Origin of the sequence: Vibrio sp. 10N.239.312.C11 (assembly GCF_041466065.1) — a bacterium.
Taxonomy (GTDB): domain Bacteria; phylum Pseudomonadota; class Gammaproteobacteria; order Enterobacterales; family Vibrionaceae; genus Vibrio; species Vibrio tasmaniensis_A.
Window position 1 is genome coordinate 1 of record NZ_JBFSRZ010000035.1, and the last position, 15,210, is coordinate 15,210.

The window sequence follows — 15,210 nt, forward strand, 5'->3', positions numbered from 1 at the left end:
AGCCATTACCTCACCAACTAGCTAATCCCACCTAGGCATATCTTGACGCGAGAGGCCCGAAGGTCCCCCTCTTTGGCCCGTAGGCATTATGCGGTATTAGCCATCGTTTCCAATGGTTATCCCCCACATCAAGGCAATTTCCTAGGCATTACTCACCCGTCCGCCGCTCGACGCCCATTAACGCACCCGAAGGATTGTTAGTGTCGTTTCCGCTCGACTTGCATGTGTTAGGCCTGCCGCCAGCGTTCAATCTGAGCCATGATCAAACTCTTCAATTTAAGATTTTGTGACTCAACGAATACTGACTTCAAAACTAATATTCATGTAAACATGAACATGTAATTCTAAAGCTATTACCATTCCAACAGAATGATAATGAATTGACTGTGCCGCTTGTTGTTTTCACTTTTTAATAAAAAGCAAAACCAAAAAGCATTCGAACTACTTCTAGCTCAGGTCACTCAGTTCATTGAAATCATTTTGATTCCGAAGAATCTGTTTTATCTAACGATAAAACGTTTTGATATTCATCAACGAGTGCCCACACAGATTGATAGGTTTAAATTGTTAAAGAGCTTCTCTTCGTTGTGACTTACATCACTTCGGAAGAGGCGGCCATTCTAGCGTTTTAATTCTCAGTGTCAAACACTTTTGAAAATTAATTTCTACTTTCTAAAAGTAGAAGCGAATTATCGCTTAAAGATAGTTGCCTTACTAACATTCTTCGCTGAAGCCTTGTGGCGTCTACCGTGTCAGTGAGGCGGCATTATAGAGATGTTCCTCACATTGGCAAGTATTTATTACCGAAAATTGCAAAAATAACGGTTAGATGATGGATAAACACCCAAAGCCTTATTTATGCAAGTTTAACTACAAAGTACCTACATAATAACCACAGACTTATCCACAATCGCTTTAATTTTATCCCCTAGAAACTAAAAAAGCTGCCTTGAGGCAGCTTTTTAAATGGCAATGGGTCTAAATCCCAGAACCATATTGCTCTCCATCGTCTTCATGGAGACCACATTCTCGTTTTAGACCATTGAAACGGGTTTCTTCTTCAGTCATACCCGGTTCCCATTTCTTAGTCGTATGAGTATCTCCAACAGAAAGGTACCCCTGCTCGCGAAGTGGATGGTAACTAAGGCCATGCTCTTCCAAGTAATAGTGAACATCTTTATTTGTCCAATCAATTACTGGCAAGAACTTAAACACACCATTTTGGATAGATAAGATCGGCAAGTTTGCGCGCGATTGAGATTGCTCTCTTCGCAACCCTGAAAACCAAGTGCCAGCCTCTAGTTCATCCAGCGCTCTTCTCATCGGTTCAACTTTATTAAGTTTGTTGTACTTCTCTATCCCTTCTATACCTTGATCCCAAAGTTTGCCATATTGCGCTTCTTGCCAATTAGAGCTCTGTTGTGCGCGAAAGACTTGAAGGTTTAGAGTCAACTTCTGACTTAACTCATCTATAAAGCGATACGTTTCTGGGAATAGGTACCCGGTGTCTGTCAGAATAACTGGAATATCGGATTTGGCTTGAGTCACTAAGTGCAGCATCAATGCTGCTTGGATTCCGAAACTAGAAGACACCACATGTGTTCCTTCTAAGTTTTCTAGAGCCCACTTCACTCTTTCTAATGCGGTTAGCTGTTCTAACTCAGCATTAATTTGTCCAAGACGAAGTATCTGCTCCGTCTTAGTCAATGCGAGTAGCTCTGCTAACTTCAATTTTGAAGCGACAGAATTATGCATGCAGATCCCTCTTTGAAATGATCACCTCTTCGATGATGCCAGCTCGGATTGTAAAATCACCGAACCCTTCATTATCCGTTCGTTCCGTAGCCCAACGCCCCACCAGCGAATCAATCTCTTCTAAAATCTGAGCTGACGTGATGTTCTCTTTATACATTTTAGGAATACGAGTTCCGGCTTTGTTGCCACCTAAGTGCATGTTGTAACGCCCTGGAGCCTTGCCGACTAAACCAAGTTCAGCCAACATTGCACGACCACAGCCGTTTGGACAGCCTGTAATGCGAAGGATGATGTTATCTTCTTCTGGTAATCCGTGTTTCTTCAGAATGTCTTCAACATCCGTTACAAACTCAGGAAGAAAACGTTCGGCTTCTGCCATTGCTAACGGACATGTTGGGAATGCCACACACGCCATTGAGTTCTTGCGCTGTTCTGAAACCGCATCATCCATCAGACCGTATTGACGTGCCAGCTTTTCAATTTGTGCCTTTTGGCTCTTAGGTACACCTGTAACAATGAGATTTTGGTTCGCTGTCATGCGGAAGTCACCTTTGTGGATCTTCGCTATTTCAGCAACACCTGTTTTCAGCGCTTTACCCGGAAAATCAAGTAAACGACCATTTTCGATGAATAACGCTAAATGGTGCTTACCATCAATGCCTTCCGCCCAACCGATACGATCGCCACGGCCAGTAAACTCATAAGGACGGCTTTCAGAAAACTCAACGCCTGCACGTTTTTCTACTTCTGCTTTGAATACATCAATACCAACTCGGTCTAGTGTGTATTTGGTTTTGGCATTCTTACGGTTCGAACGGTTACCCCAATCACGCTGAGTCGTTACCACCGCAGCGGCGACATCTAACGTTTTCTCTAATGGAACAAAACCAAAGTCGTCAGCTTTACGTGCATAAGTAGAAGTATCGCCGTGCGTCATTGCAAGACCACCGCCCACTAATACGTTAAAGCCCACCAGCTTTCCGTCTTTAGCAATCGCGATAAAGTTAAGATCGTTAGCATGAACATCTACGTCATTTTGCGGAGGAATTACAACCGTCGTCTTGAACTTACGTGGTAAGTAGTTACTACCTAAGATAGGTTCTTCATCTGTTGTTGCGAGCTTTTCACCATCTAACCAGATCTCAGCATAAGCACGAGTTTTAGGTAATAGGTGTTCACTGATCTTTTTCGCCCACTCATAAGCTTCTTGGTGCAGCTCGGACTCAACCGGGTTTGTGGTACACAAAACATTTCGGTTTACGTCACCCGCAGTAGCGATTGAATCAATACCAATACTGTTTAGTGTTTGGTGCATTAACTTAATGTTCGGCTTCAACACACCATGGAACTGGAAAGTTTGACGAGTTGTAAGACGGATAGAACCATAAGAGGTGCTTTCATCTGCGAATTTATCAATCGCTAACCACTGCTTAGGAGTGATGATGCCGCCTGGCATACGCGCACGAAGCATTACGTTATGTAAAGGTTCTAGCTTTTGCTTGGTACGTTCATTACGAATATCACGGTCGTCTTGTTGGTACATACCGTGGAAACGAATCAACTGAAAGTTATCGGCAGTAAAGCCACCCGTAATTCTATCTTGGAGATCTTGTTCAATCGTACCGCGAAGATTTTTACTTTCACGCTTCAGACGTTCATTGTCAGCCAAAGGTCCCAGTACTTGACCTAGCACTTCTTGCTCTATTACTTGCTTGCTCATTAGTACACATCCCTTTGGTAACGTTTCGCTTTACGTAAATCATTAATATATTGTTCAGCTTGTTCGCGGCTCTGATTGCCATGTTTTTCCGCTATCGTAACCAACGCTTCATGGACATCTTTTGCCATTCGAGTTGCATCGCCACATACATAGAGGTACGCGCCCTCTTGAAGCCATTGCCAAACCTGCTCTGCCTGCTCAATTAATCGGTCTTGAACATAAACCTTTTCTTTTTGATCACGACTAAAAGCAACATCAAGCTTAGTTAATGCACCAGATTTAAGATACCTCTGCCATTCAACTTGATATAAGAAATCTTGAGTAAAGGTACGGTCACCAAAGAACAACCAGCTTTTACCTTCAGCGTCATTGTTTTCACGCTCTTGAACAAAACTACGGAAAGGTGCGATACCTGTACCCGGGCCAACCATGATGATTGGTGTGTTGTCGTCTTGCGGCAGTTTGAAGTTATTGTTGTTCTCTACAAACACCTTCACTTCACCACCTTCTTCAAGGCGTTGAGCTAAGAAACTTGAAGCGCCACCCAGACGAGATTCATCGCCCTTTTGGTATTCAACCAGACCAACCGTCAAGTGAACTTCTTCATCTACTTCTGCTTGGCTTGACGCAATAGAGTAGAGACGTGGAGTTAACTTACGTAGTAGGCCAATCAATTCATCAGCCGATAGCTTGGTTTTCTTCTCAGCTAAAACATCGACAACTTGAGTATTACCCGCGTATTCACGAAGCTTGTCTTTATCTTCCACCAGCTTGATTAACTTCTTGCTGCCCGATAGCTCAGCAAACTTAGTCACAAGCTGAGGGTTTGAAGAGGTAATCTCGAATTTGCTGACGAGTGCGCTATGCACAGACAAGTTGTCACCATCGACATCGACACTCTCGATACCAGACAGCCCAACCTTAGAAAGAATCTGATTTGCGAGTTCTGAACTATTTTCAAACCATACACCTAGCGCATCACCCGGTTGGTAAGTAATACCCGACTCATCAAGATCAATCTCGATATGACGAACATCTTTGCCCGAATCACGACCTGTGATCTTTTGGCTCGTTAATAGTGTCGCGGTGTATGGGTTTTGTTTGGTGTATTGCGAATGACCGGCAGCCGCTTGACCTACTGGTAATTGAACCACATCGGCTTCAGTGCCTGTCGATAGCGTCTCTTTTACTTGCTCTAATGCTTTAGCACGCCATTCCGTTGCTGACTCTTCGTAATCAACATCACAATCAAGACGGTCGACAAACGATTTAGCACCAAGCTTAGCGAGGAAGTTATCGAAGTCTTTAGCCGTTTGGCAGAAGAACTCATAGCTTGAGTCGCCTAAACCGATCACACCGTATTGTAGATTCGATAATTTTGGCGCTTTCTTCGATTGAAGGAATTCATGCAACTCAATGGCGTTATCAGGGGCTTCGCCCTCACCATTGGTTGAAGCTACAAAAATGACGTGTGTCTCTTTGGCTAGGTTCTTACCTTTATAATCACTTGCATCAAAAAGCTCGACAGCAATCCCTAAGGCTTTCGCTTCTGCCTCAAGCGATTCAGCGACACCTTTCGCATTACCGGTTTGAGAAGCGAAGATAATGCTGAGCTTACCCGCAGGTTTTGCGGCTACTGCAGCGGCTGCTTGAGCGATTGGCGCGGCGGCACCCACAGGCTGAGTTTGGCTCACACCCCAAAGGTAACCACTGACCCATGCCAGTTGTTGAGAAGATAATTCAGAAACAGTTTGCTGAAGATGACCCAATTGTTGGTCATTAAGTGGTGCTGCTAGCCCAGGTAACTCAGTAGCCCCAGACTGTGCATTATTATTTTGTGAAGACTCTTTCTTATTTAAAGACATGGTCACGACATCCCTAATCATTGCGTGACGATAGATTAACCACTCCTTTTAATAACAAGAAAGAATAGAAAAGTATGTTTTATAACTTTTTGGAAGTAAAAACCGATTGAAACGTCAATTGAGTTACTGGTTTTCAATACGAACTTGTTGAAAGCCAACCGCCATTGCCGACTTAGATGCTAGGTCTAAATCCGCGTAATGACACTCTTCACCATGAACATCAGTAAGCAAAACAAAGCCACCGCCCATATGGCGAAACTCCACAACCCAAGACCCCTCTTGAATTGAGGGCTCTATGATCGCTTCAACCAACAGATTTTCTCGATATAAATTTCGTAATTCATTGAGTGTCATATTCCATCCCTTGCTTTGACCTCACAACATAGACCTTATAAGAATAGACGCTAATTAGGTCTCTGTATTAAGGATGGTCGAAAGTGATGAATGTGCTAACTAATTCCAGAAAAGTATATACCCAAGTAACTTCAAGATGCTTGGGGATAACCAATAGATATAAAAAAACGCCACTTAATAAAGTGACGTTCTTAAATTTCGTTCTAGATTCGTTTTAATTGCCTAAAAGCGTACTTCTACGCCAGCAAACCAACCATCAACCATAACAAACGATTTAGGTGGCCCTGGCTTTGGGTCATCTAACGGATCAGGTTCTTTGTCTGTCTCAAGAGGTTTGTTCAGCTCTGAAGAGAAGAATTTGTCCGAATCAAGGTCGATCACACGATAGCCACCACGAAGTGCTATTTCAGTATCTGCCACTGGAATACGGTACTGAACCCCCGCCATCAAATCGGTACTCTTAATACCGTTGCTATCACCAAATTCCATCGTACCAATGATATCAAGCTGAGTATTAGGGACATTGATTTCTGCGTTACCGTAGAAGCTCCAGGTAAACTCATCAAAACTTGTCGTTTTCGAACTGTACGGATCTTTGTAATGTGAGTTTGCATACTGAGTAAATGTCACACCCGCATCGAAGTTCATCAACTTGTGATCCAACATTGTGTAGTAGAACGTGTAGTCATACTTATCAAACGCTAACAATGTTGTATCAACAGTAGAGTAGCGGAAACTCGCATTTGGCAGCTTAGGGGCATTATGCTCAAATGCGAAATACAACGAAGGTGAGTTTGAGTCACTCGACCTAGCTTCATTCAGCTTTGTACTTCCCCACCACATATCAGCACCGATCTTAGTCGTGTAAGAAAACTCTTCTTCAGCGGACACTGCCGAGCTTAAAGAAAGCATTCCCACTAAAGCAATTAATGGCATTTTATTCATTTGAGATAGCTCCAATTCCATATCGTTGTGCTAATTGTATGCACATTCATAGATTATTGGGGAAAATTCTACCACACATCTTAAATTCTAAAACGATAAACCGCTGACGAGTAAAGATTTGACGACACGATGACCTTAATAACGTCTTTGGTTAGAGCTGTGTACATAGTTTTTGAAAAACCACACACCCACTGCAATCACGATCAGCCAAGGCAGCAGTTTAAACACAACGCCCATCATACCCAAGACCAGCATGACCGCTAACGCGATTCCGGTTGCCGCTAGTACCGTCATAAACGTAATACCAGTAACGAGTAAAGTTGCGACGAAAATAAGAACAAAGATTAATTCAAACATAATGGTCTCCCTAATGAGTTCATGACCTATCTTTCCTACTTTCTAACATTGCAGCTTCCATACCAAGTTAGCTACAACCACAAACTCCTTATTTATCAGGCAAATAAAAAGCCACACATCTTCATGCGTGGCTTTTCGGAAGCTCACAATGGTAAATTTAGCCTCTAATGGCGAATTTAGCCTTATTATTTAAACCTTAAGCTTCTAACTTTTAATTCTTAGCTTTTGGCTTTTGCTTTAATCTTGAGGGTGTCTATACGTTTAGCTCTTTAGGGATCTTAGCCAATGCCGTCTGAATCACCTCAATGCCCGCGCCTTTCTTATGTGCATTCTCACTGATGTAACGACGCCATTGTCTTGCGCCCGGCATGCTTTGGAACAAACCAAGCATGTGACGAGAGATATGACCAAGGCTCGCTCCATTCGAAAGCTGACGCTCAATGTACGGGTACATCTCTTCAACCACTTGTGAACGCTTCTTGATTGGCGTGTCTAAACCGAAAATCTGCTGATCAACTTCAGCCAAGATAAACGGGCTATGGTATGCCTCACGACCGATCATCACACCATCAAGGTGCTGCAAGTGTTCTTTAGTCTGTTCTAATGTTGTGATACCACCATTTACCGCAATCACAAGATCTGAGAAGTCTTTCTTGATTTGGTACGCACGATCGTAATCTAGCGGTGGGATCTCACGGTTCTCTTTCGGGCTAAGGCCACTCAACCACGCCTTACGCGCATGGATAGTAAATTGCTCACAACCGCCCTTTTCAGAAACAGTAGAAACAAACTTAGTCAGAAACTCGTAAGAGTCTTGGTCGTCGATACCAATACGCGTTTTCACCGTAATTGGAATATCCGTGACTTCTTTCATCGCTGACACACAATCTGCCACCAGCTCAGGCTCAGCCATTAGGCAAGCACCAAAGCGCCCATTCTGAACTCGGTCTGAAGGGCAACCTACGTTTAGGTTTACTTCATCGTAGCCACGCTCACCAGCAAGCTTGGCACAAGCCGCCAAGTCAACCGGGTTTGAACCACCAAGCTGAAGTGCTAATGGGTGTTCTTGCTCGTTATACTCTAGAAAGTCGCCCTTACCATGTAAGATCGCACCAGTTGTGACCATTTCCGTGTACAGAAGCGTCTGCTGAGATAGCAAACGGTGAAAGTAACGACAGTGGCGGTCAGTCCAATCGAGCATCGGAGCAACGCTAAAACGGTTAGCCTTGAATTTATTGGGGTTCGTTGATTTATCTAGGTTCATAAAGGGTTTGCTCAAACTCTGTTTTACTGCGCTTTGCGTTAAATTGCTTAGTTTTGCCGTTCGTGGTACACCTATAGTACACCTTTAATTCACCTAGTCGGTACGCCTTTACGGGGATAACTATGGCTTCTTTTAGCATTCAAACTCGGACGCTCACCAGTGGCGAGAAGCGATATAAAGCGACAATTACTGTCAAAAATAATGGGCGAATTGTACACCGATTTGCCAAAACACATAAGAAAAAAGCGATAGCTACTGCTTGGGCAAAGAATCAAGTTAGTGAGATAGAGGCCAAAGGCTTTAAATCTCAACGTGCTACGACTATTTCGGAGCTGCTTGACTTATTTATCGCTGAGCGTGATTTGTGGGACAACACAGGGCGCACTAAGCAATACGTCATAAAAATGCTTCGTGATTGCAATATCGCAAATGTGCAAACCAACAGCTTAACGACTGCCGATCTCATTAAACACTGTAAAGATAGAAAAGGTGCAGGCGCTAAGCCAGTAACCATTTATCATGATATTGCTTATCTACGTTCAGTGATGAAAAAGGCGAACCCTGTTTTTAACATCGAGGCGAACTACGCTGTCTTTGAAGAGGCGGTGCCAGTGCTTATTGATATGAAGTTAGTCGGCAAATCGGACAGGCGTACCAGAAGGCCAACCGAAGGCGAACTTGAGAAGTTAAAACAAGGGTTGCTTGAGCGTGAGAGCTACCGCAGTAATGGGCCAACCCGTATTCCATTTACCGACATTCTAGACTTTAGCGTTTTAACCTGTATGCGAATTGGTGAAGTTTGCGCTATTCGATGGGAAGACTTAAACGAAGAGAATAAAACCGTCATCGTTCGCAACCGTAAAGACCCACGCAAAAAAGAAGGTAACCACATGATCGTTCCTTTGCTTGGTGAGTCTATGGATATTGTTTTACGCCAAGAACGACGAGGCGAACTGATATTCCCGTATAACCCTAGAAGTGTTTCGGCAGGGTTTCAGCGAGTACGTAATAGTTTAGGAATAGAAGATTTGCGCTACCACGATTTAAGACGTGAAGGAGCAAGCAGGCTTTTTGAATTGGGTTACTCGATAGAAGAAGTCGCTCAAGTAACTGGTCACCGAAACCTAAACATACTTTGGCAAGTATACACACAGCTGTTCCCGCATAAGCTGCATGAAAAATCTGTAGCAATGCCTAGCGAATAAAAATAAAGCCCCGCATTAGCAGGGCTTAAATTAGATGTTGTCGCCAAATAACCAGGACACAAACTTCACGATAAGATACAGGCTTACCAAAGTAGATACAGTACCAGCCAGTTCGTATCTAATCATATGAAAGAACGAGGAGCGGTTCTGCGTTTGGCGATGAAACACCCTATCCACATAGTCAACAGCATCGTAGCATTTGGCTGTTAGAATCTGTTGACTACCATCCTCAATATCAAAGGTAAATAACTCGGTAAAATCATCGTGACTAGTTTCAATCAGATCTTTTTTGCAGATGCCATTAAACTCTTTAACCTTGCTTTCAATTCGAGCAAATTTATGTGAGAACGTTGTTTCTTTAACAAGAGTCTCATCGTCGCTCTTATTAATATCTAATAGTGAGTATATCTCTTCAATGATGGCGTCTTTAGTATTTGTAAGAGCAGTTCGTTTTAGCGTGTTTAAATGTATGAAAACAGCAAGTAGCCAACTGACTACATAAATCATATAGCTCATACTACCTCGTTAAGCGATCTTGTTCTGCCTTCTCAATGCGCTCATCAATAATAGCTATTACAGAAGCTAAATCATCATGTACATAGACAAGCTTTTTATCCAAAACCGACTTGGTGAAACCACATTCTCGAATCAGGCCACCAAACGCCTCATCTAGGAATGAACGCCCATAACGATTATACCCAGTTAAATCAACCGTTACATTGTCGAACTCTTTTAATGCTGGGCTAAGGTGTTCGTCTCGAAATACCTCGCCTGCAGTAAATTCACAGCCAGGAGCATCTGTTTTAAAACGTCCATAAGGCTTGCTATGAAAGTCGTTTATGACTTTTATCTGCTTGTTATTCACCTTAAATACTCCATTGAATTAATGTTCCAGGAATGGTGTGCTCATAGTTTCTGATACTACGATCGGTATCTTCTCTGTCTTTACTATAACAATAAAAACCTAAATTACTGAACATTAACAGATAACTATTTTCATCATTAGTAATGAGCCCTTTAATACTTTTACTACCTTGACCGTGCTTAGCCAAATCGGTGGACGTCACATCAATATGCATGGCCGCTCGAATTAACTGTCCATCGTTCAAGTTACTGCTAAACCAAGTCTTTAAGCGTTCCAGTTTTGTTAAGTCATCTAAAGTCGCTTCCTCCCCAACAGCATCGACATACTTTTCGTTATATAGAGCGTTGATACGAGCAAGGAATACAGCATTATTTTTGGACAGTGAGCTAGGTATGCCTATGCCTCTATCATAAATAACGATATAAAGATTATCGTGAATCCTGTTGCAATCAAACCACCAACGTTTTTGAGTGTGATCTTCTACATCGGGGTATGCATGGCGCCCAACGTTCTCAATCGTCTCTTGAATTGCAGATGATATTTGTTGTTCCTTTTCTGCATCAGCCTCAGGGAAATACTTATCCAAAATGTAGTCGACCAACTTCCCACTTAACTCTATAGCTCTTGAATTATCTCCCATAATCACAGGAAGGTAATCAGAGCTTTCAACTAACTTCTCACGACTAGAAGCTGGCAAAAAGTTTCCACTTATTCTGATAATTGTGTTCACGTCACCACTACGTTTAGACCACATCACGTTAATTTTTGTTGTGACACCTAGCCCCTCTCTAGCATCATCAATGATGGAGTACATTACTAGCATCGGCATAGCTTTAAAAATTGTAGTGTACTCAAACGACAGGTATATACATTTCGGGTTATCAGCCAGCGTTTCACGTAGCATGGTAAAGAACAGTTCTATCTGGCTCCGATCTCCATCTACGAGATCTATCTCTCGAGGAGCTTTAATAATGGGATTACCAAAAAGAAATTCTCCAATACGAGCCTTAACGCCTCTGGAAGCGCCAACCTTTCTGTTCTTTTTTTGTAGCTGCAAGCTTTGCTCACGGGAGTGGATCTGTTCAATTTTTCTCATCTGACACTCTAATACTCGTCCAGGCTCGGAGGTGGTGGTAAAACACCGGATTTTAAGAAAAGGTTAAACTCGTCTTCAGTTAGAATAAGAGTATTCAGCTCAAGCTTAGCAAGCCTCGAATTTGGGGCTGCGATCATCATGGGTAATCAATACCCCCGAACGGCTGTTTACAGCGACCTATTCTTTTAAAGGCCATTCGCCAACCTTTAAGAAAGCCGAATTTTTGTAACGCTAAAATCGCATACTCAGAACATGTAGGCTTATACAAACAAGCCCCTCTTAAGCGATGAGGGGCAATCAATCGATAGAGACCAATTAGCTTTATGGATAAGTAAACTAGCATCAAACCTCTTTGCGGAAAGAAATTACATAGTAACTAGCGTTCTCCATTTTTCTTCCCTTAAGTGCATCCATACAACCAGGCTGAATCTGAACACCAATAGTGTCAACACGATGAAACTCCCAGCCTTCTCTCGCATACTGGTTAACAACATTCTCCAAATACCTTGCTGCGTCATCCCCTTGAGAGTCTTTCATATCAACAGCAATGTTAGGTGGAATCTGAACCATCTTATATTCGTACATACCTTTCTCTTTATATTTTTATCAATACCAAAAAAAAGGCACCCTTTCGGATGCCTTTGCTTTTCTAAATTACCGCCTTCATGACGGTGGTGACTACTTTCCCTATCACTGCGAACTCTTCGAGTTTTTCTCCGTTCACAATAAAGGGTGAATATTCATCTTTGTTGTCTGAAATGACTTCGTAGCCTTCTGCCATGATGTCGTACTTCAAACGCTTTATATAAACATGCTTACCAATACGTACTACATACACACCATGATTTACTGGGTGTTCAAGTTCTCTGATATCGACAAGCACTTCATCACCGTTACTCAATGTGTCTTCCATCGAGTCACCGTGACAAATAACAATTCGTGCGGTGCTTTCTGTTAAGCCATGCTGATTCAAGCGTGAACATGGCAACAGTTCTGTTCTTAATTGGTATTCCGCATCGTTCTGAGCGCCAAAACCGCAAGACGCATAAACGTTATAAACAGGTACAGCGCACAAGTCATCTGCCTGATAAAACGATTTTACGGCCTTCACATTTGAGAGCTCGGTCACATTATCGGGTATTACTTCAGAGCCGAACTTTTCTCGTAGTTCTGCTAGATCTTCCTCGTTAAAACTGGAGATGTGGTATTCAAGCCCACGCGACATTCCCCTTGCTTTACGGGACTTCCAGTCCTCTCTTCTAGCACGACTAGACACGCCAGCTCTGGTGCTTGGCATACCAGGTAAGTCCATTAAATCCGAACTCTGAAACCATTCTTTCATAAAAAGCTCACAAACCCTCATTGACAACCAGTGACAACGAACGCAAAATAAAGTAAATCAACGAAACATAACGACAACCCAAGAAGTTCAGTGTCAATTAACTTGCTTTAGGTTGCAGTAAATTACTTTACCACGCTTTTCGGCGTGTCTCTATATGAGGTGATGTATGAATATCAAATATGCGCTCCATGCAACTTATGGCAAACCAATCATTCCTGTTAGTGAAATCTGTGAAGAGTTCTTTGGCTTACGTATTAAAACAGCTAACGAGCGAATCCGTGCACATACCTTTCCTATCCCTGCCTTTAGTCTTACTGGTAAGAAAAACGGCGACTACTTCATCAATGTTGATGAACTGGCTGCTCATATTGAAAAGCAACAAGCCAAGGCAAAAGAAGAGTGGGATGAAGTGCATTCTACGCACTAATTCCATTCATTCCGTTTCTCTTCCTACAGGGTAAGTATTAGATATGAGTGCGAATAGTTCAATGTGTACATTTTTAGCTAACACACAAGAAGAGTACAACGAGGCCTGCGCCATATTCCGAGCAAGGCACAAAGTCAGTGTTATTGCTCAAGCCTCTGGCCTATGCCCTAAGCTGCTACGCAATAAGCTAAACAAAGAGCAGCCACATGTTCTCTCTGTACCAGAAATGATGGCTATTTCTAAAGCTGCGAATGATTACGTGATTTTAGAAGTGGTACTTCGTCGACTGGGGCTAGCGACAGCCAACATACCAGAAGGGAAGGAAGAGTCGTTTATCAAGCGAGCTTTAGACAATTCAATTGTGGCAGGTGAAATATCTCAACTTGCATTAGACAACGCGAGTAAAAGAGCCCTGCCTCTATCCGAACGCAGTTCAATTATTAAAACAGCCCAAGCAGGTATTAGTAACTTGGTGCTGCTCATTAATGACCTAGAAAACCGCACTACTGGCGCAACCCCGTTCTTGAGTATGGGTGTCGATTTTATTGCCAACGGTGCACCAATCCCCGGCTTAAGTTAGAGGAATTTTGTATGTCAGTTGCAACAGTAGAACATTCACCCGTAGCGATACCACCATTAGAAAACCCATGCCCAGATTTGCCGTGTTGGTCTTTGAACCGCGAGCAAAAGGAACGCGGCCTAACGTTTTTGGAGCGAACAAGGAAAGAGCTTGGCGAACGCCAATTGCAGCCACTTCGTTCACGTAGAGCAAAGTTACAAGCTCAGTACACCAAGAGTGATTGCAACGTAGAACGAAAGCGCCTTTCACGTGAGATTAACCGAATTGATGCCAACGCGCAGGATGTACTTTCGCGCTGGTCATAACCGAGTTACACCCAAGCCAACCTAGCCACTAGGCATTTTGCCTACAACCCTTATCCCTCTTTGATTTAAAGAGGGAGGGTTTTTTATATCCAAAATCTGAGGAATTGATGATGAAAACACACGTAATGCTCGATCTAGAAACAATGGGAAATGGTAGCAATGCTGCGATTGTTTCTATTGGCGCCGTCGTTTTTAACCCTAGCAATGGTCAGCTAGGTGCTGAGTTTGAAGAGGTGATTAACCTTAATAGCGCGGCCTATTACAGTGATATTGATGCACCGACCGTAACTTGGTGGTTATCACAAGGTGATGAAGCTCGTGCAATCTTCCTAAAAGAAACGCCAAAGTCTTCGCTTAAAGATGCCTTACTTGAGTTTAACCAATGGTTAGCTGATTTAGGTGAATCAAAAGATATCTGTTTATGGGGCAATGGCGCAGGCTTTGACAATGTGATCCTAATGAACTCTTTCAAAGCGACTCGCATTCGTCCTAATTTCATTCATTGGAATGACCTTGATGTGCGAACCATTGTGAGAATGGGCCGTGACATTTTAGGTATCAACCCCAAAGAAACGTTAGTTCGTGAAGGTGTTCATCATTCTGCGCTAGATGATGCGAAGTTTCAGGCTAAGTATGTTTCTGAAATTTGGGGCACATTTTATATGGTGGCGAGCTATGCCGTTGATACACAAGCTGCCTTAGAAGCTGAGGTGACAGAATGAGTTATCAAAATGCCCACAACCATATGTTCAACCAATCATGTGAACAAATCGTTGAGCGCTTTAAAAGTGCTAACCAAGAGCAACAAGAAAACATTCTGATTCAACTCGATGCTATCGCAAAGAAGCAAGAACCTATCGCAACCCACCGAGCACAAGAAGATGTTTTGGCCGATATCAAAGAAGCAATGACTGGTGATCGTGCTCGTGTGTTCTTTGGTCATTCATTCCCAAGCTGGTATCGCAACGGTTCAATTGAGCAGGTTTCACAACTTCACCATTGGGCGAACTTAGATATGAGTAACCGCTACCTGTTCCTTGAAATGCTTGGCCTACGTGACTTAGGCCACTTTGATGATGAAGCGTTATATCAATTTGAGCAGTTTTGTTTAGAAGCGGTGGAGAAGTAAG

Annotated in this window: 19 protein-coding genes and 1 rRNA gene; 6 read left to right on the plus strand and 14 right to left on the minus strand. The window is 42.9% G+C overall.

Features of this window, described 5'->3' with window-relative positions; genetic code table 11:
• The 8 genes from AB6D07_RS14980 to dusA all read right to left on the minus strand — a co-directional run.
• A 16S ribosomal RNA gene (locus AB6D07_RS14980) occupies positions 1 to 278 on the minus strand; the annotation flags it as partial.
• A gap of 700 nt (positions 279 to 978) precedes the next feature.
• Positions 979 to 1,755 carry a phosphoadenylyl-sulfate reductase gene (locus tag AB6D07_RS14985; RefSeq protein WP_012603122.1) on the minus strand — a complete coding sequence of 259 codons (777 nt, stop codon included), beginning with the start codon at positions 1,753 to 1,755 and terminating at the stop codon, positions 979 to 981.
• Complete coding sequence (cysI, locus tag AB6D07_RS14990) at positions 1,748 to 3,475, minus strand: assimilatory sulfite reductase (NADPH) hemoprotein subunit (RefSeq protein WP_017103338.1); 1,728 nt, start codon at positions 3,473 to 3,475, stop codon at positions 1,748 to 1,750. The genes AB6D07_RS14985 and cysI overlap by 8 nt, the downstream gene beginning before the upstream one ends.
• Positions 3,475 to 5,340, minus strand: coding sequence for an assimilatory sulfite reductase (NADPH) flavoprotein subunit (locus tag AB6D07_RS14995; RefSeq protein WP_032499707.1), 1,866 nt, complete (start codon positions 5,338 to 5,340; stop codon positions 3,475 to 3,477). The genes cysI and AB6D07_RS14995 overlap by 1 nt, the downstream gene beginning before the upstream one ends.
• Positions 5,341 to 5,463: 123 nt before the next feature.
• Positions 5,464 to 5,694: a hypothetical protein gene (locus AB6D07_RS15000; RefSeq protein WP_004735813.1), complete on the minus strand. Its 231-nt coding sequence runs from the start codon at positions 5,692 to 5,694 to the stop codon at positions 5,464 to 5,466.
• A gap of 222 nt (positions 5,695 to 5,916) precedes the next feature.
• Entirely contained in the window at positions 5,917 to 6,639 is a 723-nt protein-coding gene (locus AB6D07_RS15005) for a TIGR04219 family outer membrane beta-barrel protein (protein WP_080518003.1), read from the minus strand.
• A gap of 135 nt (positions 6,640 to 6,774) precedes the next feature.
• Complete coding sequence (gene pspG / locus AB6D07_RS15010; RefSeq protein WP_009847904.1) at positions 6,775 to 6,996, minus strand: envelope stress response protein PspG; 222 nt, start codon at positions 6,994 to 6,996, stop codon at positions 6,775 to 6,777.
• A 253-nt stretch (positions 6,997 to 7,249) separates the two neighbouring features.
• Positions 7,250 to 8,260: a tRNA dihydrouridine(20/20a) synthase DusA gene (gene dusA / locus AB6D07_RS15015; protein ID WP_372091763.1), complete on the minus strand. Its 1,011-nt coding sequence runs from the start codon at positions 8,258 to 8,260 to the stop codon at positions 7,250 to 7,252.
• 122 nt (positions 8,261 to 8,382) lie between these two features.
• Here dusA and AB6D07_RS15020 point away from each other — a divergent pair, with 122 nt between their 5' ends.
• The gene (locus tag AB6D07_RS15020) at positions 8,383 to 9,465 is read left to right on the plus strand and encodes a tyrosine-type recombinase/integrase (protein ID WP_372091761.1); all 1,083 of its coding nucleotides are present in this window, start codon (positions 8,383 to 8,385) and stop codon (positions 9,463 to 9,465) included.
• 30 nt (positions 9,466 to 9,495) lie between these two features.
• Here AB6D07_RS15020 and AB6D07_RS15025 read toward each other — a convergent pair whose 3' ends face one another.
• The 6 genes from AB6D07_RS15025 to AB6D07_RS15050 all read right to left on the minus strand — a co-directional run bounded on the left by AB6D07_RS15025 (position 9,496) and on the right by AB6D07_RS15050 (position 12,768).
• Positions 9,496 to 9,981, minus strand: coding sequence for a hypothetical protein (locus tag AB6D07_RS15025; protein ID WP_372091758.1), 486 nt, complete (start codon positions 9,979 to 9,981; stop codon positions 9,496 to 9,498).
• A gap of 1 nt (position 9,982) precedes the next feature.
• Complete coding sequence (locus AB6D07_RS15030) at positions 9,983 to 10,330, minus strand: STAS-like domain-containing protein (protein WP_372091756.1); 348 nt, start codon at positions 10,328 to 10,330, stop codon at positions 9,983 to 9,985.
• A gap of 1 nt (position 10,331) precedes the next feature.
• Positions 10,332 to 11,426, minus strand: coding sequence for a hypothetical protein (locus AB6D07_RS15035; protein ID WP_372091753.1), 1,095 nt, complete (start codon positions 11,424 to 11,426; stop codon positions 10,332 to 10,334).
• 136 nt (positions 11,427 to 11,562) lie between these two features.
• The gene (gene yidD, locus AB6D07_RS15040) at positions 11,563 to 11,769 is read right to left on the minus strand and encodes a membrane protein insertion efficiency factor YidD (protein WP_372065458.1); all 207 of its coding nucleotides are present in this window, start codon (positions 11,767 to 11,769) and stop codon (positions 11,563 to 11,565) included.
• Entirely contained in the window at positions 11,769 to 12,011 is a 243-nt protein-coding gene (locus AB6D07_RS15045; RefSeq protein ID WP_372065461.1) for a DUF4177 domain-containing protein, read from the minus strand. The genes yidD and AB6D07_RS15045 overlap by 1 nt, the downstream gene beginning before the upstream one ends.
• Positions 12,012 to 12,075: 64 nt before the next feature.
• Positions 12,076 to 12,768 carry a S24 family peptidase gene (locus AB6D07_RS15050; RefSeq protein ID WP_372065464.1) on the minus strand — a complete coding sequence of 231 codons (693 nt, stop codon included), beginning with the start codon at positions 12,766 to 12,768 and terminating at the stop codon, positions 12,076 to 12,078.
• A gap of 166 nt (positions 12,769 to 12,934) precedes the next feature.
• On the opposite strand from AB6D07_RS15050, the gene AB6D07_RS15055 reads away from it, so the two are divergent.
• From AB6D07_RS15055 to AB6D07_RS15075, 5 genes are all read left to right on the plus strand, one after another.
• Positions 12,935 to 13,195, plus strand: a complete 261-nt coding sequence (locus AB6D07_RS15055; protein ID WP_372065466.1) for a pyocin activator PrtN family protein — start codon at positions 12,935 to 12,937, stop codon at positions 13,193 to 13,195.
• A 43-nt stretch (positions 13,196 to 13,238) separates the two neighbouring features.
• The gene (locus AB6D07_RS15060; protein ID WP_372091751.1) at positions 13,239 to 13,775 is read left to right on the plus strand and encodes a phage regulatory CII family protein; all 537 of its coding nucleotides are present in this window, start codon (positions 13,239 to 13,241) and stop codon (positions 13,773 to 13,775) included.
• Between the two features lie 11 nt (positions 13,776 to 13,786).
• Complete coding sequence (locus tag AB6D07_RS15065) at positions 13,787 to 14,080, plus strand: hypothetical protein (protein ID WP_102561690.1); 294 nt, start codon at positions 13,787 to 13,789, stop codon at positions 14,078 to 14,080.
• Between the two features lie 110 nt (positions 14,081 to 14,190).
• Positions 14,191 to 14,802, plus strand: coding sequence for a 3'-5' exonuclease (locus tag AB6D07_RS15070; RefSeq protein WP_372091749.1), 612 nt, complete (start codon positions 14,191 to 14,193; stop codon positions 14,800 to 14,802).
• Positions 14,799 to 15,209, plus strand: a complete 411-nt coding sequence (locus tag AB6D07_RS15075; RefSeq protein WP_065679540.1) for a hypothetical protein — start codon at positions 14,799 to 14,801, stop codon at positions 15,207 to 15,209. The genes AB6D07_RS15070 and AB6D07_RS15075 overlap by 4 nt, the downstream gene beginning before the upstream one ends.
• Position 15,210: the final 1 nt, after the last annotated feature.

Coding starts and splice junctions, on each gene's coding strand:
- AB6D07_RS15070 (WP_372091749.1), top strand. CDS start 14,191: ATGAAAACACACGTAATGCTCGATCTAGAAACAATGGGAAATGGTAGC.
- yidD (WP_372065458.1), bottom strand. CDS start 11,769: ATGCTAGTTTACTTATCCATAAAGCTAATTGGTCTCTATCGATTGATT.
- AB6D07_RS15050 (WP_372065464.1), bottom strand. CDS start 12,768: ATGAAAGAATGGTTTCAGAGTTCGGATTTAATGGACTTACCTGGTATG.
- AB6D07_RS15065 (WP_102561690.1), top strand. CDS start 13,787: ATGTCAGTTGCAACAGTAGAACATTCACCCGTAGCGATACCACCATTA.
- AB6D07_RS15035 (WP_372091753.1), bottom strand. CDS start 11,426: ATGAGAAAAATTGAACAGATCCACTCCCGTGAGCAAAGCTTGCAGCTA.
- AB6D07_RS15055 (WP_372065466.1), top strand. CDS start 12,935: ATGAATATCAAATATGCGCTCCATGCAACTTATGGCAAACCAATCATT.
- dusA (WP_372091763.1), bottom strand. CDS start 8,260: ATGAACCTAGATAAATCAACGAACCCCAATAAATTCAAGGCTAACCGT.
- AB6D07_RS15045 (WP_372065461.1), bottom strand. CDS start 12,011: ATGTACGAATATAAGATGGTTCAGATTCCACCTAACATTGCTGTTGAT.
- AB6D07_RS14985 (WP_012603122.1), bottom strand. CDS start 1,755: ATGCATAATTCTGTCGCTTCAAAATTGAAGTTAGCAGAGCTACTCGCA.
- AB6D07_RS15060 (WP_372091751.1), top strand. CDS start 13,239: ATGAGTGCGAATAGTTCAATGTGTACATTTTTAGCTAACACACAAGAA.
- AB6D07_RS14995 (WP_032499707.1), bottom strand. CDS start 5,340: ATGTCTTTAAATAAGAAAGAGTCTTCACAAAATAATAATGCACAGTCT.
- AB6D07_RS15075 (WP_065679540.1), top strand. CDS start 14,799: ATGAGTTATCAAAATGCCCACAACCATATGTTCAACCAATCATGTGAA.
- AB6D07_RS15005 (WP_080518003.1), bottom strand. CDS start 6,639: ATGAATAAAATGCCATTAATTGCTTTAGTGGGAATGCTTTCTTTAAGC.
- AB6D07_RS15025 (WP_372091758.1), bottom strand. CDS start 9,981: ATGAGCTATATGATTTATGTAGTCAGTTGGCTACTTGCTGTTTTCATA.
- cysI (WP_017103338.1), bottom strand. CDS start 3,475: ATGAGCAAGCAAGTAATAGAGCAAGAAGTGCTAGGTCAAGTACTGGGA.
- AB6D07_RS15000 (WP_004735813.1), bottom strand. CDS start 5,694: ATGACACTCAATGAATTACGAAATTTATATCGAGAAAATCTGTTGGTT.
- AB6D07_RS15020 (WP_372091761.1), top strand. CDS start 8,383: ATGGCTTCTTTTAGCATTCAAACTCGGACGCTCACCAGTGGCGAGAAG.
- pspG (WP_009847904.1), bottom strand. CDS start 6,996: ATGTTTGAATTAATCTTTGTTCTTATTTTCGTCGCAACTTTACTCGTT.